General features: G+C 48.3%; 21 protein-coding genes. 2 read left to right on the top strand and 19 right to left on the bottom strand.

Annotated elements, in window-relative coordinates; genetic code table 11:
- Positions 1-20: 20 nt before the first annotated feature.
- On the bottom strand, positions 21-3,641 hold the full coding sequence (locus FD01_RS15080) for an MMPL family transporter (protein WP_056965161.1): 3,621 nt from the start codon (positions 3,639-3,641) through the stop codon (positions 21-23).
- Positions 3,642-3,872: 231 nt separating this feature from the next.
- Between FD01_RS15080 and FD01_RS15075 the strand changes: the two genes are divergently transcribed.
- On the top strand, positions 3,873-4,463 hold the full coding sequence (locus tag FD01_RS15075) for a TetR/AcrR family transcriptional regulator (protein WP_056965159.1): 591 nt from the start codon (positions 3,873-3,875) through the stop codon (positions 4,461-4,463).
- On the opposite strand, the gene FD01_RS15070 is transcribed toward FD01_RS15075, so the two are convergent.
- From FD01_RS15070 to rpsU, 10 genes are all read right to left on the bottom strand, one after another.
- Entirely contained in the window at positions 4,412-4,951 is a 540-nt protein-coding gene (locus FD01_RS15070; protein ID WP_056965157.1) for a TetR/AcrR family transcriptional regulator, read from the bottom strand. The genes FD01_RS15075 and FD01_RS15070 overlap by 52 nt on opposite strands.
- Before the next feature lie 289 nt (positions 4,952-5,240).
- A complete protein-coding gene (gene recO, locus FD01_RS15065) occupies positions 5,241-6,044 on the bottom strand; it encodes a DNA repair protein RecO (RefSeq protein ID WP_056965155.1) in 804 nt (267 codons plus the stop codon).
- Complete coding sequence (gene era / locus FD01_RS15060) at positions 6,041-6,943, bottom strand: GTPase Era (protein WP_056965153.1); 903 nt, start codon at positions 6,941-6,943, stop codon at positions 6,041-6,043. Before era ends, recO begins: the two co-directional genes overlap by 4 nt.
- Entirely contained in the window at positions 6,940-7,329 is a 390-nt protein-coding gene (locus FD01_RS16455; RefSeq protein WP_054714121.1) for a cytidine deaminase, read from the bottom strand. Before FD01_RS16455 ends, era begins: the two co-directional genes overlap by 4 nt.
- Position 7,330: 1 nt before the next feature.
- Entirely contained in the window at positions 7,331-7,732 is a 402-nt protein-coding gene (locus FD01_RS15050; protein WP_082611957.1) for a diacylglycerol kinase family protein, read from the bottom strand.
- Positions 7,710-8,168: an rRNA maturation RNase YbeY gene (ybeY, locus tag FD01_RS15045; protein WP_056965151.1), complete on the bottom strand. Its 459-nt coding sequence runs from the start codon at positions 8,166-8,168 to the stop codon at positions 7,710-7,712. Before ybeY ends, FD01_RS15050 begins: the two co-directional genes overlap by 23 nt.
- Positions 8,169-8,174: 6 nt before the next feature.
- Positions 8,175-9,155, bottom strand: a complete 981-nt coding sequence (locus tag FD01_RS15040) for a PhoH family protein (RefSeq protein WP_056965150.1) — start codon at positions 9,153-9,155, stop codon at positions 8,175-8,177.
- Positions 9,156-9,229: 74 nt separating this feature from the next.
- Positions 9,230-10,627: a glycoside hydrolase family 3 N-terminal domain-containing protein gene (locus FD01_RS15035; protein WP_162257375.1), complete on the bottom strand. Its 1,398-nt coding sequence runs from the start codon at positions 10,625-10,627 to the stop codon at positions 9,230-9,232.
- A gap of 60 nt (positions 10,628-10,687) precedes the next feature.
- Entirely contained in the window at positions 10,688-11,131 is a 444-nt protein-coding gene (locus FD01_RS15030; RefSeq protein WP_054714139.1) for a GatB/YqeY domain-containing protein, read from the bottom strand.
- Between the two features lie 21 nt (positions 11,132-11,152).
- Positions 11,153-11,335, bottom strand: coding sequence for a 30S ribosomal protein S21 (gene rpsU, locus FD01_RS15025; RefSeq protein WP_054714142.1), 183 nt, complete (start codon positions 11,333-11,335; stop codon positions 11,153-11,155).
- 278 nt (positions 11,336-11,613) lie between these two features.
- Here rpsU and FD01_RS15020 point away from each other — a divergent pair, with 278 nt between their 5' ends.
- Positions 11,614-12,435 carry a pyruvate, water dikinase regulatory protein gene (locus tag FD01_RS15020; protein ID WP_054714144.1) on the top strand — a complete coding sequence of 274 codons (822 nt, stop codon included), beginning with the start codon at positions 11,614-11,616 and terminating at the stop codon, positions 12,433-12,435.
- A gap of 80 nt (positions 12,436-12,515) precedes the next feature.
- Here the strand turns inward: FD01_RS15020 and FD01_RS15015 are convergent, their stop codons facing one another.
- The 8 genes from FD01_RS15015 to aspS all read right to left on the bottom strand — a co-directional run bounded on the left by FD01_RS15015 (position 12,516) and on the right by aspS (position 20,537).
- On the bottom strand, positions 12,516-13,190 hold the full coding sequence (locus FD01_RS15015; RefSeq protein ID WP_225436245.1) for an EAL domain-containing protein: 675 nt from the start codon (positions 13,188-13,190) through the stop codon (positions 12,516-12,518).
- Between the two features lie 113 nt (positions 13,191-13,303).
- Entirely contained in the window at positions 13,304-13,855 is a 552-nt protein-coding gene (locus FD01_RS15010) for an HAD family hydrolase (protein WP_152164724.1), read from the bottom strand.
- Between the two features lie 107 nt (positions 13,856-13,962).
- Positions 13,963-14,865 (bottom strand): deoxyribonuclease IV, encoded by a 903-nt coding sequence (locus tag FD01_RS15005; RefSeq protein ID WP_056965144.1) that lies wholly within the window; start codon positions 14,863-14,865, stop codon positions 13,963-13,965.
- A 14-nt stretch (positions 14,866-14,879) separates the two neighbouring features.
- The gene (locus tag FD01_RS15000; protein ID WP_054714150.1) at positions 14,880-16,271 is read right to left on the bottom strand and encodes a hypothetical protein; all 1,392 of its coding nucleotides are present in this window, start codon (positions 16,269-16,271) and stop codon (positions 14,880-14,882) included.
- 103 nt (positions 16,272-16,374) lie between these two features.
- On the bottom strand, positions 16,375-17,289 hold the full coding sequence (locus FD01_RS14995) for a YitT family protein (RefSeq protein ID WP_056965142.1): 915 nt from the start codon (positions 17,287-17,289) through the stop codon (positions 16,375-16,377).
- Between the two features lie 44 nt (positions 17,290-17,333).
- A complete protein-coding gene (gene msrB / locus FD01_RS14990) occupies positions 17,334-17,759 on the bottom strand; it encodes a peptide-methionine (R)-S-oxide reductase MsrB (protein ID WP_054714151.1) in 426 nt (141 codons plus the stop codon).
- A 55-nt stretch (positions 17,760-17,814) separates the two neighbouring features.
- Positions 17,815-18,243: a hypothetical protein gene (locus FD01_RS14985; protein ID WP_056965140.1), complete on the bottom strand. Its 429-nt coding sequence runs from the start codon at positions 18,241-18,243 to the stop codon at positions 17,815-17,817.
- 494 nt (positions 18,244-18,737) lie between these two features.
- Positions 18,738-20,537, bottom strand: coding sequence for an aspartate--tRNA ligase (gene aspS, locus FD01_RS14980; RefSeq protein WP_056965138.1), 1,800 nt, complete (start codon positions 20,535-20,537; stop codon positions 18,738-18,740).
- Between the last annotated feature and the right edge of the window lies 1 nt (position 20,538).

Below are 20,538 nucleotides of genomic sequence, written 5' to 3'. Positions count from 1 at the left end.
GCATGTGCCGACTTTCTTCATTAATCTTCAGTTTCGTGTTCTTTTTGTTCGTGCCATTCGTTTAACGAGATCAACCCGCTCATGGCGATTGGCAACAAGATGACCAAAATGATCAACCCGAAAATCACGCCGAGAGCGACTTGAATCAAGGTGGTGACGCCACTTGGAATGAGTGCCGCAAACGTTCCGCCTAAGATCACAGCGGCGGATAAAACCACCGCGCCAATGGTCGTGGACGCTTTAAGCATCCGTTGACGCAAATCAGGTTCTTGTTTGTCATCTTTGAAGCGGATCATCAAGAAGATACTGTAATCGACCCCTAAGGCCATCAACATGATGAAGGTAAAGAACGGTGTGTTCCAGCTCAATAAGTTATCGTCCAGCACATGCATGGAGAACAAGCGGGTGATGCCCATTGAAGCAAAGAACGCGGTGACTAACGTGCCTAAAATGGTCAATGGTTGCAAGATCGATTGGGTGACAACGATCAAGGCAATCGCGATCCCGATCAACATGATCGTGGCGGTGCGTTGGAAGTCGCCATTAGCTAAGCTTCTCAAATCATTATCTTGAGAGGTTTGCCCGGCAATGGCCACTTGACTGCCTTTCAACGCAGAATGTTTCATCTTGGCGTCTAAGTCACGCTTCATGGTCTTGAATTGGTTGTTGGCTTTGGTGGAGTTTGGATCCCCTTTGAAGACGACGGTGAAGTACGTGATGTGCTTGCCGTCTGCCATGTAAGTATCCAAACTTGGCTTGAAAGCTTTGGAGTGGATCGAGGCTTTTGGCAAATAGAAATCTTTGCCCATGTAGGAGTTTTGTAATTCTAAGAGGTATGAACGCATGGTCTTAGAGCCACTGGCGATCGTTGATAACCCCTTGTCAGCAGCGGTCAAGCCAGTGCCTAATTCAGACAACTGCTTGGTCATGCCGGAAAGTTTCGTGTTGAGTTCTTGAACGCCGGTGTTGACTTGGGTTTCGCCTGAATTCAACGCAGCCGAGTTGTTGTTCAACGTGGTGGCGCCAGCTGCGACTTTTTGCGCCCCAGCATTCAAGGTATCAGAGCCGGTAGCCAAAGCACTTAAGCCACTGGCCAACTTCGCATTGGCTTGGGCCACTTTAGAAGCACCACTGGAAACTGAACCCGTTGCAGTCGATAAGCTGTTGGCGCCAGTGGCCACTTGGTTGGATCCAGAGGCTAAACTATTAGCCCCGCTGACCAATTGACCAGAAGCGCTGGATAATTGACTAGCACCGTTGGCGGCAGTTTGCGCCCCAGCAGCAGCTTTAGCCGCACCACTAGCAGTTTGTTGGGCACCGGAATTGGTTTTGGCAGCTCCGGCAGCAAGTTTGGCCGCACTTGACGTTAAATCAGAAACACCAGAAGTGAGTTCTGGCAATTTAGCAGCAGAAGCAGTCACTTGATCATTCAAGGTAGTCGTTCCAGTGGCCAACTTGCCCATCGCCGTGGTCAAAGCAGTGATTTGGCTTTCAATTTCTGGGGTGAACTTGGTGATCACACCTTGGTTTTCACTATTGGTGATGGCTTTGATCAATTGTTGGGCTTGCGTTTGTAAAGTGGAAATCTGTGAGTTCATCGTGTTGGCACCTTCAGCCAATTGCTTGGTCCCAGCATTTAACTCACTCATTTGGGTGGTTAAACCAGAGGTACTGATTTGCAAGGTTTGCGTCCCTTTGCTCAAAGCCGCAGTCCCAGTGGAAACTCGATCAGTACCAGAAGCCACTTGCTTGGCGGCACTGGCCACTTGGTTCGTTCCAGAAGCAACTTGTTGAGCACCACTAGCTAATGAACTGGTCCCAGAAGCGGCTTGGCTAGCCCCTGAGGCTAAAGTATTCGCACCACTGGCAGTTTGGCTGGCACCACTAGCTAAAGTGCTGGCACCACTGGCAGTTTGACTTGCGCCAGAAGCCAAAGTATTGGCACCATTTGCGGTTTGGCTGGCACCAGAAGCGGCAGTTTTCACGGAACTAGACGCAGTGGAAGTCCCACTAGCGACTTGGGCAGTGCCAGATTGCACTTCAGACACGCCGTTGGTATAAGACTTCACAGCCTTTTGCAATTGGCTGGAGCCATCAGCAAGCTCTTGCACTTGCGCGATTTGTTTATTGGTATCCGAGCTGGACAATTGCGAGTTCGCAGAATTCAACCCACTCTTGATTTTCTTTAAACCAGCTTGGGAATCTTTCAAACCTTTGGTGATGGTTTGGAGTTGATCGCCTAAATACATTTCAGACAGCTTGCTGCCACCAGGCTCAGTGACAGAAGCGACAGTTTTGATTCCGTCTTCTTTTTGCAGATATTGGGTCAAGTCATCGATAGCGGCAAGTTTAGCTTGCGTGTCGAGTTTCTTGTCAGACTTAATGTAAATCGTGGCTGGTGCGGACATCCCTTTGGAGAAGTGATCTTGGATGACCAAGTAGCCGGCTTTGGATTGATAGCTGGATGGCACTTCATCAGCGTTGTTGAAGTTTAATTCAGAGTTATACCCTAGGGCAAATGGGACCCCGACTGCTAAAACGACGGCGATGGCGACCACTGGTTGAGCAATGGCGGCACGAGACAACCCGTGCCACAACTTGGAAGACCCTTCGCCACCAGCGACTTTGCTAGGCCAAAACATTTTTTCGCCAAGGACGTTCATAAAGAACATGTTTAACGTCAATAAGACTGGCAGCAAGACGACGACCCCAATGGCCACCGCCGAAGCACTTTGATAGAAAGGAAACTTCGCTAACCACAAACTGGAGAACCCGATCAATACGGATAAGCCAGAATATAAAACCGTGCGGCCACCATGACGACGCGTTTCGCGAGTCGCATCTAAGACTGGTACCCCTGCAGCGAGTTGGCCTTTAAAGTAATCATATAGAAGGATATTATAATCCGTCCCGATCCCAAACAACACGATGACTAAGAACACTTGGGTGAAGTTGGATAATGGGAAGTTGAAGTGTTGCACCAGGTTCATCACGATAGACAAGCTGGTGATGAATGCGACGCCAACATTTAATAAGGAAATCAGTGGCACGATCGGTGAGCGGAAAATCAACACCAACACGATGAAAATGAAAATCACTGCGATCACTTCAGTTTTTTGGATCCCTTTTTCAGTGACCGTCGAGAAGTCATCATTTAACGCATCGACCCCAGTGATATAAGTGTCGATACCGTTGAGTTCCAGCTGGCTGCGCAACTTCTTCACTTGACTGGCGATTTGACCGTTTTTCTTGACGGTGATTTGCGCCAGTTGGGTGGTGCCATCTTTGGCTTGCAACTGCTTTTTGGTTTCAGCGTTGTCGCTTGGCCCCATGACTTTGGTGACGGTTAAACCGGACTCGTTTTTGAGTTCGGATAACTTGGTGTCGATTTGCTTTGATTGATGCGTCGACAGTTTGTTGTCACCATTTGAGAATACGGCGGTGTAGGTGCGCACCGCTTTGTTCCCGTTGGCCTTCTTTTCCATGCGCGCAGCCATTTGGCTTGGCGCATTATCAGGAAGCGTGACTGCCCCTTTTTCACGCACTAACGCGGAGACGTTTGGCATGGCGATAATGGCAACGGCCACGATCACGATCCAAGCGATCAGCGCTGGGTAATGCTTTTGTGTGAATTCCTTCATGTTATCCCCTCGTCTTCAATAGTTTCATGATTTATATCGTAAGGCTTGACGCGTGACTGCACCTTGATCAAAATCAAGAAAATTCATATCATCGTCAAAATTTAGACACTTGTAAAACCACAAAATTCATGATAGATTCGAGTCAAGGAATAGACAAGATACAGTCTTTGGGCCATCGTCAAAAATTAGACACTATTGTAAATTTGTCTAAATGTAAGGGGATTAATTTTTATGAAATACGATCCACAAAAAAAGTTGAATCGCAATACGCAGCGCACGTTAAAGGCGTTTTCGGAAGCGATGTTTGGGTTACTCGGAGAAAAGAATTTTGAAAAGATCACCGTCAACGAATTATGCGCGCGTTGCGACTACCCGCGGGCGACGTTTTACAACTACTTCGATGACAAATACGATTTGGTGTCTTATTGCTGGTATCAACTCGGCAAAGATGCGCACTTAGATGCCGCGCAAACCTTGCCGACCAATGAGTCCTTATTGGCAGTGTTTGACGAAGTGTACCGACTGTTTACCACTCATCATGATTTATTGAATCGCGTAGTTGAACATAATCCCGTCGATGGCTTGTTGATCAATGATTTCATTCACCACTTCAATCGGGTGATGACGCAATTGTTTGCCAATAGCTTATTGAACCACAAAACTAAAACGCCGATCGAACTGATGGCGCAGTATTATTCCAACACGGTACTTTTGGTGTTGAAGTGGGTATTTCTGTCCCAACACGACGTCAGCTTAGACACCGCGCGCGGTTACTTAACTGAATTATTGACCAAGCCGTTTTTATCCGAAGCTAACAACTGAGCATTCAACAGCTCGACCACTTGCGCTTGAGTCAGCGTTTGGCTTTGGGTGAGCCAGGTTTTGATCAAGCCCACTGCCCCATTCACCAAAAAACAACTTGTCGCTGCGTTGTATGCCAGCGGCTTTTCAAATCCAGTCACCAACTGCGTATGTAAGCTCGGCGTGACTGGATTTTTTGCGATGCGGGTAAACGCTGCTTTATGGGCCACTAAGTACTGCATCAGGCCATTGAGCCAAGTGGTGTATTGTCCATCGAGCTTGACTGGCGCAGTTTGAGTGAACTTGTCGAGTAAATCTTGTAGGCTATCTGCAGTGATTTGATCAGCGAGTTCTTGCACAGTTTGATAGTGAAGATAAAAGGTGCCACGGCCCACATCAGCCAGATTCGTGAGTGCTGCAACTGAAATTTGGTCTTCAGGCTTTTGTTGAGCTAAGGCCAAGAACGCTTCTGCCAGCGCTTGGCGAGTTTTGCGGACACGACGATCCATAGCGTTTCCTCCTGTGTCATTAATGAACATCTGTCTATAATTTAACACAACCAGCGTTTATGGTGTAGCCCTTGAAATTAATTTTTGAAACAAGCAACGTTTATTATTGAACATTTGTCTATTAATAAACACACTTTAAGGCAAAAACAAAGGCCTCAGTCATTTAGCTGAGGCCTTTTGCGCACGCTTTCGCTTTAAACAGCCGGTCTACAGACGTATCTGCCGCACGATCACGGAACCGAGGGGGTGACTCAAATGACTTATCTCAATTTTCTTTGTGCCTGTCACGTCAGTCAGTCGACTGAGGCTTTTCTTCGGTTGATATTGGTGGCAACTGTTGATCCCACTTGTGCATTTGATCCAAGAAACGCTTAGCTTTAGGCACCACCCCGACTGTATCTTGGTAAATGCGATCCAACACCCGACGTAGATCTTTTTTCGTGGCCTCAGACACTTGAATGCTGTGCAGCTGGGTGAGATCTACAACTGAAAACCAGCGCAATAAATACATCGCTTTAGGCAACACATGGAAGCGGTAGCGGTCTAAATACCAATGATCGCGGCACAACACCCCACCATATTGTTCAGAATAATCCAATGGCAAATCGTTGCGCCCATCGATCACGCAACCGCGCCATTCCGGCTGCACCCCAAACGCTTGCAAGAGCTGCACTTCGGTGATATTAGTGACAACAGCCGGATCTAAGCCGTCATCGATCAATTTTAAAGAGGTCTGCGCCTGGTTGTACCAGCGTGGGATCGGTTCACCATCAGGGAAGGCTTCATCGATCAAGCTCAACAAGTACGTCGCATAAGCGTTGAGCTCGATGTCTTGGCTGATGGTTTGAAACTGGCTGGCATCTTTCACCGTGGTCATAAAACTTAAGCCGTTGTCATTGATCGACCCGACATAAGTGCCCACAGTGAATGGCAAAAAGCCCGCCGCCATGCGAAACCCTGGCTTGCGAGCGCGATGGAGCATGAACATTTTTTTGCCAAAACGGTCGGTCATCAGCTTTACCAACATATCAGATTCCCGATAGTTGTGACGCGCTAAAACCAAGCCATTGAATTCAGCGACTTCTTTGCTCACTTGAGATCCTTCATATTATAGCCTAAGGTGCGCAAGTATTGGTTGTTATCCCGCCAATTCTTTTGAACACGCACCCACAACTTCAAGTTCACTTTCTCACCTAACAGCAATTCGATTTCACGCCGAGAGCGCGTGCCGATTTTTTTGAGCATCGAGCCGCCCTTTCCGATCACGATGGCTTTTTGACCATCGCGTTCGACAATGATGTACGCTTCGATGATCAACTTGCCATTTTCGGTGCGATCTTTCATGCGTTCAACCACCACGGCAGCTGAGTGCGGAATTTCTTTTTCGGTGAGGTGCAAGATCTGTTCGCGGATCAATTCGCCGACGACGAAATATTCTGGGTGATCCGTCAATTGATCATCCGGATAATACTGCGGGCCTTCTGGCAATTTCGACGTCAAGTCACTCAACAGTTCATCGACGTTATTGCCTTCAGTGGCAGAAATTGGGTACACCCCGGCAAAATCATGACCGTGACGATAATGGTCGATGAATGGCAACAAGTCATCTGGTTGGATCAAGTCGATTTTGTTGACTACCAAATACACGGGCTTGGTAACATTGGCGAGTTGGCTCATGATGTATTGATCGCCTGCGCCTGGGCGTTCATCGGCAGGCACCATGAACAGCACCGCGTCGACTTGGTTCAATGTGGACAAAGCGGCAGTATCCATATAATTGTCGAGTTCGTTTTTCGGCTTGTGGACCCCAGGGGTGTCGACAAATACGATTTGCGCGTCGTCGGTGGTGTAGATGCCGTTGATCTTGTTGCGCGTGGTTTGCGCTTTCGGCGACATGATGGCAATTTTTTCGCCGAGCACGCGGTTCATAAAGGTAGATTTGCCGACGTTAGGCCGGCCGATGATGGAAACAAAACCTGAATGGTGAGTCAAATGAGTTCTCCTTTTAAAAATGCGCCGGGTAAAATTGCCGCAACCGTGGTAGTCACTGTATTCCCGGCTAAATTGGTCAGATAAACTGGCGCCTGTTGCGGCAAAAATTCTGAAATCACTTGCCGACAAGCGCCGCATGGTGAAATCGGGCCATCAGTTTGGCCGATCACGGCAATGGCGACGAGATCTTGATGCCCCGCTGAAACCGCATTGAAAATCGCATTGCGCTCTGCACACATGCTCAAGCCATAACTGGCATTTTCAATGTTACAACCGCCAAAGATTTCCCCAGCGCTGGTTTGAACTGCCGCGCCGACGGCAAACTTGGAATATGGGGAATAAGAGTTTTCGCGCGCTTTAGTCGCCGCTTGAATCAACTCATCCATCTCACTTACCTCCAATTAGATAAGGCCAAAAGACTAAAACGCCAATGAGGGCTGCGCCTATGCCGATCACCAACACAAAGCCTGCCGCCATGTTGAGCAAACGCCCGATTTGCGGATCTGGATCAAAGTTTGGTCCGACATGTAGCCGCACCAGCGCTTCAACGACAGTATTGGCGAGTTCGGCGGCGATCACTGATGTCATCGCTAACACCAGCCACAGCCAATCGCGCCGGGTGACCTGCACCACTAAGCCGATAATGACCACGACGATGCTAGCAAACACATCAAAGCGCAAGTTGCGTTCTGTTTTGAACGCAGAACCAAAACCTTGCACCGCATGTCGCAGGGATTGCAAGAAATGGCGATTTTTTTGCGCAGGGCTACCGTTTGAGGCCATAAGCATCTAAGATTTTTTCTTGCAAAGGGATCATGATGGCTTCATCTTCTGGTTTGATGTGATCATAACCGTTTAAATGCAAGAAGCCATGCACCACGGTATAGCCTAGTTCGCGTTCAAAGGAATGGCCATAATCCACCGATTGCGCGCGGACTTTATCCGGATCGATGAACAAGTCGCCGATGTTTTCTGGCAAGCCTGGCACATCTGGCAAATCGTCTTCCCCATCTTCAATGGCAAAGCTGATCACGTCAGTCACGCGGTCAGTGTCACGGTATTCGCGGTTGATGCGCTGAATTTCTTCATCAGACACGATGGTGATGGACATTTCCGTATCTTCTGGCTTCTTCAATTCTTCGCCACAAAACGCCACGAGTTTTTTGACCAAGTCTTGGTGTTTGGCATCTAAGCGGTTGTCATCATCATAAAATTCTAAATCCATCAGGGTTTATTCTCCTTTAAGGGTTTGGGCGTCAGTTTGCGCATAAGCGTCGATAATCGCAGCGACCACTGGATGGCGCACGACATCAGCCGCCGAAAATTCGGTAAATGCAATGTGATCGACGTTTTTAAGCAATTGTTGGGCTTGGATCAAGCCGGATTTGGCATTATGCGGTAAATCGATTTGCGTGATATCGCCTTGCACGATCATTTTGGAACCAAAGCCTAACCGTGTGAGGAACATTTTCATCTGCGCTTGGGTGGTGTTTTGCGCTTCATCTAAAATCGCAAAGGCGTTATCAAGTGTCCGCCCACGCATATAAGCCAATGGGGCAATTTCGATGACGCCGCGATCCATCAAGCGATCCGTGTGCTCTTTGCCTAATACCGCGTACAACGCGTCATAAACTGGGCGCAAATAAGGATCGACTTTTTCTTTCAAATCCCCAGGCAAAAAGCCTAACGATTCGCCAGCTTCAACTGCTGGCCGCGTCAAAATGATCCGTTCGACTTCGCCAGCTTTTAAAGCCGCAACCGCCATGACCACCGCCAAGTAAGTCTTCCCAGTCCCAGCTGGCCCGATACCAAAGGTGATGTCGTTGTGTTTGATTTTGTTGATGTATTGCCGTTGACCAAAGTTCTTGACGCGAATCGGCGCGCCTTTGGCATCTTTGATCAAGGTTTCGTTGTACATGTCTGCAAAATAATCCAAGGTCCCGCGCTTGGCCATGTTCAACGCACTGGCGATGTCAGGTGCGCCCAATTTGATGCCTTGTTGCAACAATTTTTGGATCTGGGCCAACAGTTGATACGCTAAGCTCGCATTGTGACTGTCGCCACTTAAGCGCAACTCATTGCCAAAAGGCGCGATGGTAACATCTAAAGCTGATTCGATCATTTTGAAGTGTTCATCATTGATCCCTGCCATGGTGATCGCTTCTTCTGGATTGGTTAACAAAAAGGTCTTGTTACTGGTGTTTTCCGCCAAAAAGTTTGGCCTCCTCAAAAGATACAATTTCTCTTCATTTTACCACAAGCCGCACCAATTCGGGATAACTTGGCTTAGTTTGCGCGCGCTGCGATCCAAAGATGTTGATCAAATTCATGCCCGGCCATTTTAAAGGTCAATTTTTGCACTTTTTGCGTCCGTGAGACTTTCATGGCTAACTCACCGGACTTTGGCAACTTCAAGGTGCCGACGAGCTGGTGTTTGGCGTAAACGTTGAGTTTGGTATTAGCTTTCACACCAGGCATCGTCACTTGCACTGAAGCTGTTGCGGATTTTTTCTGCAATTGATACTGGCTTAATTGCAATTTTGGCTGAATGTAATCGTCGGCTTTTAATAATCCAAGTTTGTTTTTCAACTGCAACAGATGTAGATCTGCAGCTTTGATCTGCTCGGTGGTCAAGTGATGCGCCTTAATGGCTGCTTTAATCGCCGGAATTTGAGTGGCATAATCTTCAGCCAACAAGGCGTCATCGCCTGCTTGCAACGCTAACACATCGATGGAGGCAATGTTGTGGGCGCGTTTGAACTGCCCGATGGCGCCCATTTCTAAGCCATCGGTGATGATGACGCCTTGATAGCCAAGTTTCTGACGCAAAACACCGGTGATCACCTTATGTGACAAACTCGCTGGATAGGTGTCATCGATGGCTTGCATTACAATGTGCGTGACCATGATGCCATCGACGCCGGCATCGATCCCAGCTTTAAAAGGTAACAGATCTTTTTTGGCGAGTTCGGCATAAGGGGTGCTCGTTTTGGCAAAGCCGGTATGCGTATCCCCAGCGGAACCATAGCCTGGAAAATGCTTCAAAGTGGCCCCAACGCCTTGTTGTTGCATCACTGGCACAACTTGTTTGATGTAATCGGCGGTTTGTTGATAGTCTTTGCCAAAAGTCCGATCATAAATATAATTGCTTGAACTCGTCGCCACATCTGCGATCGGTGCAAAATTCCAATTCACCCCAACATATTTCAAGGCTTGCGCCGTGAGTTTGGCCTGATACAAGACACTACTCATCCCCCCGGCTTCATAGGCATCTTGCGGTGAAGGAAAGTTGGTGTTTTGATAACTGGGACTGTCAGACAAACGCGAAACAGTGCCACCTTCTTGATCCGTGGCAATCAGCAACGGCACTTTGGCCGCCGCTTGATAACCGTCAATGGTTTGTTTCAAGGTTTCTGCCGACCCAGCTTGAAAATCTCGGCCGAATAACACCAAACCACCGAGATGGTATTTGGCCACATCCGCTCGCGCTTGTGCAGTCGTGGCCGGAACATGGCTGACAAAAAGTTGGCCAATTTGTTCGTCCGAGGACATTTGATCGATTTTCTGTTTAAGATCAGCCGTGGTGATCTGTTCGCGACCGACTGCCGATACTGGTTGTTTTGTTGTCAATGCCAGCCCCATTGCCAGCCCCATGGCAACAGCACCGATACCCCAACACTTCATTAAATTTCCCCCTTTTCGTTTTGTTCGCATCAAAAAAGCCGTCGCACAGACGGCTTTTTCTTAGCTCAGTTTTGCTTTGACGATGCGGTTGACTAAAGCGCCATCCGCTTGCCCCTTGACTTTAGGCATCAAGGTCTTCATCACCTTGCCGAAATCCGCCTTACCGGTTGCACCGGTTTCTTGGATCACAGAATCGACCAATGACGCAACGGCAGCTTCATCAAGTTGGGCTGGGAGATAACTCTCAACGACTTTGATTTCGCCTTCCAGTTGGGCCACGAGGTCGTCTCGACCAGCCGCCTTGAACTCAGCAAGGGAATCCTTGCGCTGTTTCAATTCGGTAGCTAAGACACTCTTCTCGTCGTCTTCCGTTAAGTCGTGGCCCAGTGAGATCTGCTTGTTAAGAACTGCAGCTTTCAACATCCGGACCACGCTCAAGGTTTCTTTGTCCTTGGCCTTCATCGCGGTTTTCATTTGAGCTTGGAGCTCGTTGATCAACGCCATTATTTCACCAAGTCCTTTTGATTAAAACTTACGCTTCTTACGCTTACGAGCTGCTTCGGACTTAAGCTTACGCTTAACGCTTGGCTTCTCGTAGAATTCACGCTTACGGTATTCGGACAAGGTACCTGCCTTAGACACGGTGCGCTTGAAGCGCCGAAGAGCATCATCGAGAGATTCGTTTTTCTTAACGACTGTCTTTGCCATATGATATCCCTCCCTCCGACACTGTGTAACTACTGACAGATTACCCCACCAACAGTTCTAAGCTATGATACCAAACCTGAGAAAACGCGTCAATAAGCCATTACTGATTTTCGACAAAAGTTTCACTCATTTCACAGCAGCATGTGCATGTCGACGGCGGCTTTGAGCTATTCCGCTGAAATCGTGGCGAATCAAAGAAACCCCATCAAAAATGTGCTAGAATGAGCTTATCACCAATAAAAGCGCTCTCAGCGTTAATCAATCTTGGAGGATCGTCAATGGCAGAAGAACTCAACTTCTACATCATCTCAGACTCAGTGGGTGAAACTGGCTTGAAACTGGCCCAAGCTGTCGCCGCCCAATACGAAGACGTCGCCCCGCGGTATTTACGCTTTCCTTTCGCGCATACCGAAGCGAAACTGGAAGAAATCATCGACCAAGCAAAAAAGGACAATGCCGTCGTGATCGCAACCTTAGTCACCCCAGGCCTTGGGCAATACGCCAAAGCCTACGCGAAGCAACAAGGCGTGACCTTCAATGAAGTCATGGCCCCACTGCTAAAAGAAGCCACCGCGCATATTCACCAACAGCCTTCTGGCGTCGCGGGTACCGTGCACAACTTAAACGCCAAATATTTCGATCGCATTTCCGCGATGGAATTTGCCGTGTTGTACGATGACGGTAAAGATCCGAAAGGCTTTTTGGAAGCAGATATCGTCTTGCTTGGGGTTTCTCGCACCAGCAAGACGCCATTGTCTTTGTTCTTGGCCAACCGCAACCTCAAAGTCGCCAACTTACCACTGGTGCCAAACGCGCATATTCCAGATGAAATCTACAAAGTCGACCGCAAAAAGATCTTCGGTTTGACCACTGATGCGTCGGTCTTAATGGAATTTCGCCGCCAGCGCATGATCGCTTATGGCTTAAATCCTGACACCGCCTACTCCGCCCGCGATCAAGTCAACGAAGAGCTGGGCTTTGCAGAAAAGTTATACAAAGAACTTGGCTGTGAAGTGATCAACACGGCGCATCGCTCGATTGAAGAAACCGCGACTTTGATTTTAGAAAAACTCGGCTTAGACGAATTCGACAATCAATAACCATGCCACTCAAAAACGGCGCTTAAAACCAAATCGGTTTGGTTTTAAGCGGCCGTTTTTTTTTGCGCCTTGGCAACGTGTTAATTGATGTGGCCGTCGTGGAACAATTGCGGCTCGCGCGGCCGTGAAAAGAAGTAGCCCTGGCCTCTGGTGATGCCAAAATGTGAAGCCAATTCAATGTCTTTTTGATCTTCTATGCCTTCAAACGTAAATAACATTTGTTGTTCTTCTGATTTGCGGAACCAAAAAACCAGTTCTTCGATTTCCGCGGGTGTGGTCGGCTCGCCGTGGCGCAGATTTTGCATGGCAAACTTCACCTTATTCACATAAGGCAGCATGTCTTTGACGTTCGCATACATGTTATCTGAGCCCACATCATCTAGCGCCAACAAAATCCCAGCAGCGCGGTAGCTGGCACTGACATGTTTGAGGACGGCAAACTCTGGACACGTGACCAGCTCCACGGTCAGCTGGCGCGGTAACATGTTTTCGCGGACAAAATCGGTGATTGCCAAAGTAAACACGGGATCGGCAAACTGCTTGGCCGTTAAGTTAATGCTGACGTGGTGATCGTCGAGCTTGGCGAGTGCCGTTTGAAGTAAATGCACCAGCGTTTGGGCGTTGATTTCAAATGACGCCGGCGTTTGCCAAGCTTGGCGCTCATCGCTCCATTCGCGCAACAATAATTCGTACAAAATGATGTGATTGGTGCTGATATTTTCAATTGGTTGTGCGAAATAACTGTATGTCCCCAAGATAATGCCCCCATAGTCATATATGTTTCACATTATACCGCTATTTTGGCAAACAATGTCACAAAAGCTGTTCTGAGATTCGAATTTCTGCCACCTGAATTTTTCCAAACTGATCAATTGTTGGATTCAAGCTGGGCTGATAGCGCCTTAAGGTCTGGCAGTTCACTCAAAGGTTGCACCGCAGTTGGCGCTTGTAAGTGATCGCGATTGATCCAGAACCGCTGCCAACCGCGGCGAGTGGCTGGCATGATATCCCACCAAAAGCCGTGCGCCACATGGATGTGTTCACCTGCCGGCAGATGGGCGTCGACATAATCAAAAAATGCGGTTTGTGGCTTATAACAGCCAGTATCATCGGCAGTGATCACTTGATCAAACACCGGCGCCATGTGCTTCAAGTGTGCGTTCATCAAAGCGCGCGTAGAATTTGACATTAAAATCAGCTGATGCCCAGCGTCATGGAGTTGTTTCAAGGCTGGATTAACATCTGCAAATGGGACCAATGCCTCATACGCGGCCAGCACTTGCGGAAATGCTTGTTGAAACGCATCTCCAGTGTTCATTTCCATATCGACGTAGGCTAAATTCGTGCCAATGAGCTGACTGTAGGGCGTCACTGATTCGACATACATCAAGCGATCTTCATAGGCTGAATATGTCGCCACTGCTTGAACGGGGCCCACTTTTTACTGGCGAGCAAGCGCCATCAGGCAAGTATCGACACCACCATATTCAATAAGGTCCCATAACAGTCAAAAGTTAAAATCATCGTTTACGCTTCTTTCCACAGTGCGGTCAATTCATCGGGTTGGTATTGGCCAGTCTTGAGCCAATTGATTTCTACGCCATAAGGCGCAAAATCACGTGACTCGTTTGCGCCAACATACGGTGTTTCCAAAATTTTAGGAATATCGACAAGTGCAGGGTGATGCGCAATCCGATTGAGCACGTCAAAGCCTAATGTGCCCAATCCCAAGTTCGTGTGGCGATCTTTATGCGCGCCTTGCGGATTTTTAGAATCATTGAGATGCAAGACTTTGAGTTTATCCAAGCCGATGACATCATCGAATTCTTTCAACACGCCGTCAAAATCATCGCGCACTGGATAGCCGGCATCTGACATATGACAGGTATCCATACAAACACCCACTTTATCCTTTAAATCCACGCGGTCAATGATCGCAGCCAATTCTTCAAAGCGCCGGCCGACTTCTGTGCCTTTGCCCGCCATGGTTTCCAGCGCAATGATGACGTTTTGATCAGGCGTCAGGATCTGATTCAAGCCGTCCGCGATTTGTTGAATCGCAGCGTCAGCACCTGCGCCAACATGCGCCCCTGGGTGAAAAGGCATGGCATACGCATGCAGCGCATCGGCCCGCGCCACTTCTTCTTTCATGAATTGCACCGCAAAGGCAAAATTTTTCGGCTTTTTCGTGTTGCCAAGATTGACGATATAAGGGGCATGGATCACCAAATGACTCAAACCGCCTGCTTGCATCTCGTCTAAGCCGGCAGGAATTTTCATTTGGTCGATCGGCTTGCGCCGGGTATTTTGCGGGGCGCCGGTGTAAAACTGCAACGTATTGGCGCTATAACTCAAGGCTTCTTCAACGGCACCGGGAAACATTTTTGGGGCTTTCATCGACACATTAGCCCCAATCAAAAATTCAGACATGGTCATCCTCCATTTTAATCATCATAGTCATCGCCGTGATATTGCGATTCTTCAACCGGATCCGCCAAGCGCAAAATAGATTTGGTTTTCTCTGGCGGATATGGTGCAAGCAGCGGTGAATAGTAGTCCATCGCCACGATCGTACCATATTGCGTTGAATAAGTTGTCGGCACCACCACGCGATCACCGATGGCAAAATCTGGGGTCGTCAGATAACTGTATGGATGCTCACCGTGATGAAAAACCACTTTGGCATACAACAAGTCACCAGGCTGCGGTGTGTGTCGAGTAATCAAGCGCTGATCGATCATATTGGGATAAAACCTCATTAACCACTGACCAATTAAGCTAGCGACATCTTGCCAGTTGATGATCGGGTGATCTAGACTCAGCGTCCCATAGAACTTCTGGGAGGATGTGTAGCGATAACGGGCCGTCACCGCCAATGGCAATGTCGCATCTGGCGTTGTTTGGCCAACAAATTTCTTGTGTAGCAGCGCATCCATCAAAACCACGACTTGCGGATCCGCGACTGCCACGCGACTTTTAGTTTGGCCGTGCTTAGTCGTTAAGCTCAAAGTTTGGCTATGCCGATCGATCACCAATTTCTCACGTGTCTTTGTATTTGGCGTAAATTCTGCGATCAGTCGCGTCAAGTACTCTGGCGCGTTATCAAATAGCAGCAATTGTGGAAATGGCAGAACTTTGCGAATCGCTTCAGACAATTTAGGATGTTGATCCAAATCGCCAGACATCGTTTCAGTTCCACCTTCGCCTTGAAGCGTTAACTGCCAAGTGCCGGGAATCGCTTTGACTTCGGCTGGGCTGGATGCTTCCAGTGTCGACAGCCATTTAATTAAGTTTTTCGCCTGAACGTCTGAAATCTTTGCGTTTTGGTGGTCAATGTACCCACTACCAAACTGAATCTTTAAGCTGACGTCCCCCGTGTCTTGAAGTTCAAGTTGTTGGCTGACCAGCGCACTTTCGGCAAAATGAAAAGGTTGCGTCCGCCGTGAATCAACGGTCACTGCATGGATATCGCCTAAAGGTTGCGTCAATTTGGCCAATTGCGCAAAAGCAATGTCAAACCACTGGCGGTTGACGGTATCTCCTAACGACTGTTGATGCCAATAAGTCACTTGCCGCCACATGGAATAGATCCCATTCCCCAATGCTTGGCTATCCGTGACCGCTTGGATAAACGCGTTCGTCGCCGAAACGTCTTGTTTATCCGGCAATTGCACCTGATCCGGCGTCAAACTAGCAAACTGGTCCATCTCAAAGCCTGCCGCCTTCAAATCATCTTCAAGTGTCTGACTGTAACCAGCACTTTGAGCGACGGCGTTGGTTTCAAACAAGTGTTGCCACTTTTGAGCAAAGGTATGAATTTCTGCGCGCATGACCATCAGCTGATTCCTCCAAGGTTTGAATTAATTCCATTGTCCCCGGAATCGGCGCAAACTGCAACCACGAAAAAAGCATCCCCTAGAATCAGGAATGCTTTGTCGGTTAATCTGTTTTCGGCTCATAAAAGCGGCCCATGATTTTGATCGAATCGCTCATCGACACGAACGCATAAGGATCGCTAGTTTTCATCGCTGTTTCAAAATCGTACATTTCCGCGCGTGAAATAATCGTAAATAGAATCGTTTTTTCTTCGTGACGGAAGGCCCCTTCAGCGTCATGGACAATCGTGATCCCACGGCGCAAGGTGTTTTGAATTTCGTTGATCACGGCCTTGGGATGTTCCGTGACGATCATCACTTGTAAGCGTTGCTGGCGGGTGTAAACTGAATCCAAGATTTTCCCGTTGATGAAAATGGCCAAGGCGGAATACAAGGCATGTGGCCAGTCATTGACAAAGCCGGCAAAAAACAAGATCACGACGTTGACGGCAATATTCACCGTCCCGATAGTCGTGCCAGTTTTCTTGCGCAACACAATACCGATGATGTCCAAGCCACCCGTCGACAAATTATTCCGCAGCGCAAAGCCAGTGCCTAAGCCGTTGACGACCGCCCCGAAGATCCCGCAGACGATCGGATCGGTGGTGAGGGGTTTGACAATGCCCAACCAACGAATAGAAATCGAACTGAAAATAACCGCAAGGAACGTGAAAATCGTGAAGCGGTGGCCGATTTTGCGCCAAGCTAAAACGAATAATGGCACGTTCAACAGGAACAATAGCGTCCCGGTATTGAGCAAGTCCGTGGTGCGCAACCCGGCGATTGGCGTGGCAAAATCAAACCATTTGCGCACAATGGTCGCAAGCAGCTGAGCGGCCCCAGTGACCCCACTGGCAAAAACCCCAGCTGGTTCCCAAAACATATTCAAGGCAATGCCGACACAAATCGCGTAAAAAATGGCGGCCGTAAAGCGACTCCAATTTTGATGGCGGCGAATGAGTCGATCAATTTCATGCATGACGAGATTCCTTTCTGAAAACGCAATGCGAGTAGTATAACACGCTACTCAGAAAATAGCGTAAGAAATTCCTCATAACCGGCTTTTTTTAGCTCATCAACCGGGATAAATTTCAACGCTGCCGAATTGATACAATAACGCAAACCACCTGCATCCACTGGTCCATCGGTAAACACGTGACCGAGATGCGAGTTGGCTTTGCTGGATCGGACTTCAGTACGCGGCATGAGTAACTTGTGATCAACGTGCTCGGTCAATTTTGCGATCGGTTTGGTGAAGCTCGGCCAACCACATCCTGCATCGTATTTGTCCAGTGAACTAAACAACGGCTCGCCAGATACGACATCCACATAGATTCCCGGTTCGTCAAAATCATCGTACTCACCTGTGAAGGGATGCTCGGTGGCGGCATGTTGCGTCACTTCATATTGTAACGGCGTCAATCGTTTCTTCAAATCATCTTCAGGCATCGGCGTAACCTCCCTTTCCCCTGATTGTACTAAAAGCACGCTCACAATGGAAATTTCAAACTTCTGCGTTCTTAGGCAAATGACCAAAAAAGCCGTTTTCGATCAAGGTTTCCAAGTTGTGTTGCGTGCGGCCTTCATCGATCAAAATATGTTGGCCGCTATCGATGCCGAAGCGTTCGACTTGACCTTCATAAGTGAGCGTCAACAAAAAATAATTCCATTCAGCCGTTAATGACCAGTCGGACGTTTCTGCCAAAGGGATGCGGGCAATCTCCGGTTCCGGTTTGGAAAAACGCAAAATGACGGTCAATTCTGTTTCAGTCATGATCAATAAAACACTTTGGTTGCCAAAGAAAGCATCGGTGAGATCATGATGTAGCCACTGTCCCCATCCCCGACGAATCGTCGCAAACAGCATCAAAGCATTTTCAGAAAAACCGGCATGAGCTAAAGCATCTGATTCTTGTTGTCGTAGATTGCGCATCGCTATTCTCCTTAAAACTGCGAAGAGGTCATTGAAAGTTCCAATCGCGTCGTGTATCGTGACACTGTAAATTAAACATGGGACAATCTGACAAAACTGAAATGAGGCGATTTCCCAATGTCCCAGGAATTTGTAAAAAAAGTTGAGTTATGCGAACATAAAACCGCCGTGATGCATGGCTTTGTCGCAATTGAGCGCGAATTTAACCATACGAGAAACCGTCTTGATGAAACTGATCGGCAAACTTAGACGACTCACCTCTGCCTTGGAAGACTCTGATCTGAAATCACGACGCCAGCAAAATCAAATCGGGTTTCTGCTAGGCGCGGTGACCGGGGCAGTCCTTTGGCTCATAGCCTTTTCATCTTTGTGATGGCGAGCCATTAACCATTGGACACGGCTTCACCTCCAGTTAAGCATATTCTACCCTACTGCCACCCATAAGCAACCAAAAAAGCCTGACTCAATGCGAGTCAGACTTTTTTCAATTTCGGTTACGCTTCTGGATCGTCGTCATGTTCGTGTTCTGGATCAACACCAGCACGTACTTCGATACCAAGGTCAACCAATTGCTTGTCAGCAACTGGATAAGGCGCTTTGGTCATTGGTTCGGAAGCTTTGGAGTTCTTAGGGAAGGCAATGACATCACGAATGTTGTCACGACCAGTCAAAAGCATGGCAAAGCGATCCAAGCCGATCGCCAAGCCGCCATGCGGTGGGAACCCGAAGTCTAACGCACTCAATAAGAAACCAAAGGCTTTTTCAGCCCGTTCTGGGGTGAAGCCCAAGGCATGAAGCATTTTTTCTTGGATCTCGCGCGTGTGAATACGAATCGACCCGCCGCCTAATTCATAACCGTTCAACACGATATCATAAGATTGGGCATGCGCCGCGTGTGGGTCGGTATCCAGCAAGTGGACATCTTCAACATTAGGCATGGTGAATGGATGGTGGGCTGGGACCCAACGATCGATCCCGTCATCATATTCAAACAATGGCCAATCGACGACCCAGCAGAAGGCAAATTGACTTTCATCGATCAAGTTCAAAACATGTCCAAAATGCGTCCGCAAGTAGCCGAGTGATGCCGCCACAACAGCTGGTTGATCTGCAACAAACAAGATCAAGTCTCCTGACTTCGCAGATAAAGCGCTAGTCAATTCTGCCCCATCGCCAAAGAACTTGGCAATGGGCCCAGTGATGCCATCATCGGTGACTTTAAGCCATGCTAAGCCTTTAGCACCGAAACGCTTGATGTAGTCTTGTTGGGCATCGATCTTCTTGCGCGAATAGGCAGCAGCCGCGCCTGGTGCGACGATTGCGCGCACTTGGCCACCGTTGGCAACAGCGCCTGCGAAGACTTTGAAATCAGAGTCTTTGACTAAATCAGAGACATCTTGAATTTCCATGCCGAAGCGCAAGTCAGGCTTGTCAGAGCCGTACTTGTCCATCGCATCTTGCCAGTTGATCCGTTGGAATGGCGTTTTGACGTCGATGCCTTTGACATCTTTCATGACCTTTTTGATCAAGCCTTCCGTCAAATCTTGGATTTCTTCAGCAGACAAGAAGCTGGTTTCCATATCGATTTGGGTGAATTCTGGTTGGCGATCGCCACGCAGGTCTTCATCACGGAAGCACCGCGCGATTTGATAATAACGATCAAAGCCGGCACCCATCAACAATTGTTTAAACAATTGTGGGGATTGTGGCAAGGCGTAGAAGCTCCCAGGATAGATCCGAGAAGGCACCAAATAATCGCGGGCCCCTTCTGGTGTGGACGCGGTCAAAGTTGGCGTTTCCACATCGATAAAGCCTTCGGAATCAAAGTATGCATGCGTTGCGGTCATGATCTTGGAGCGTGTGATCAAGGCTTGTTGCATTTCCGGACGGCGCAAGTCCAAGTAGCGATACTTGAGCTTGGTTTCTTCAGATGCGTTCACGCCATCGACGATGTCAAAAGGTACCGTTTTGGCTTTGTTCAAAACCGTCACATTTGAAATGGCCACTTCAACTTGGCCAGTTTTCATTTTGTTGTTGATGGCAGCAGCATCCCGCGCGCGCACCAATCCGGTGGCTTCGATCACATATTCACTGCGCAAGTCTTCAGCAACTGCCAAGGCATCGGCGTTGATTTCTTGAGAGAATACCAATTGGACGATCCCGGCACGGTCGCGTAAATCGATAAAAATCAAATTCCCCAGGTCGCGGCGCTTTTGCACCCAACCTTTTAAGGTAACAGTTTCACCGATATGTTCTTCGGTGACGTCGCCTGCATAATAAGTTCGCTTAGCCACG

The sequence above is a fragment of the Lacticaseibacillus manihotivorans DSM 13343 = JCM 12514 genome (assembly GCF_001435035.1).
Lineage (GTDB): Bacteria > Bacillota > Bacilli > Lactobacillales > Lactobacillaceae > Lacticaseibacillus > Lacticaseibacillus manihotivorans.
The sequence above is the reverse complement of the archived record's forward strand: the minus strand, read 5'-3'. Positions and strand labels throughout refer to the sequence as shown.

Bases quoted from the DNA above. Each gene is read 5' to 3' on its own strand.
- FD01_RS15080 (WP_056965161.1), bottom strand. From the start codon at position 3,641: ATGAAGGAATTCACACAAAAGCATTACCCAGCGCTGATCGCTTGGATC.
- FD01_RS15075 (WP_056965159.1), top strand. From the start codon at position 3,873: ATGAAATACGATCCACAAAAAAAGTTGAATCGCAATACGCAGCGCACG.
- FD01_RS15070 (WP_056965157.1), bottom strand. From the start codon at position 4,951: ATGGATCGTCGTGTCCGCAAAACTCGCCAAGCGCTGGCAGAAGCGTTC.
- FD01_RS16455 (WP_054714121.1), bottom strand. From the start codon at position 7,329: ATGGATGAGTTGATTCAAGCGGCGACTAAAGCGCGCGAAAACTCTTAT.
- FD01_RS15050 (WP_082611957.1), bottom strand. From the start codon at position 7,732: ATGCTTATGGCCTCAAACGGTAGCCCTGCGCAAAAAAATCGCCATTTC.
- ybeY (WP_056965151.1), bottom strand. From the start codon at position 8,168: ATGGATTTAGAATTTTATGATGATGACAACCGCTTAGATGCCAAACAC.
- FD01_RS15035 (WP_162257375.1), bottom strand. From the start codon at position 10,627: ATGAAGTGTTGGGGTATCGGTGCTGTTGCCATGGGGCTGGCAATGGGG.
- FD01_RS15030 (WP_054714139.1), bottom strand. From the start codon at position 11,131: ATGGCGTTGATCAACGAGCTCCAAGCTCAAATGAAAACCGCGATGAAG.
- rpsU (WP_054714142.1), bottom strand. From the start codon at position 11,335: ATGGCAAAGACAGTCGTTAAGAAAAACGAATCTCTCGATGATGCTCTT.
- FD01_RS15020 (WP_054714144.1), top strand. From the start codon at position 11,614: ATGGCAGAAGAACTCAACTTCTACATCATCTCAGACTCAGTGGGTGAA.
- FD01_RS15005 (WP_056965144.1), bottom strand. From the start codon at position 14,865: ATGTCTGAATTTTTGATTGGGGCTAATGTGTCGATGAAAGCCCCAAAA.
- FD01_RS15000 (WP_054714150.1), bottom strand. From the start codon at position 16,271: ATGGTCATGCGCGCAGAAATTCATACCTTTGCTCAAAAGTGGCAACAC.
- FD01_RS14995 (WP_056965142.1), bottom strand. From the start codon at position 17,289: ATGCATGAAATTGATCGACTCATTCGCCGCCATCAAAATTGGAGTCGC.
- msrB (WP_054714151.1), bottom strand. From the start codon at position 17,759: ATGCCTGAAGATGATTTGAAGAAACGATTGACGCCGTTACAATATGAA.
- FD01_RS14985 (WP_056965140.1), bottom strand. From the start codon at position 18,243: ATGCGCAATCTACGACAACAAGAATCAGATGCTTTAGCTCATGCCGGT.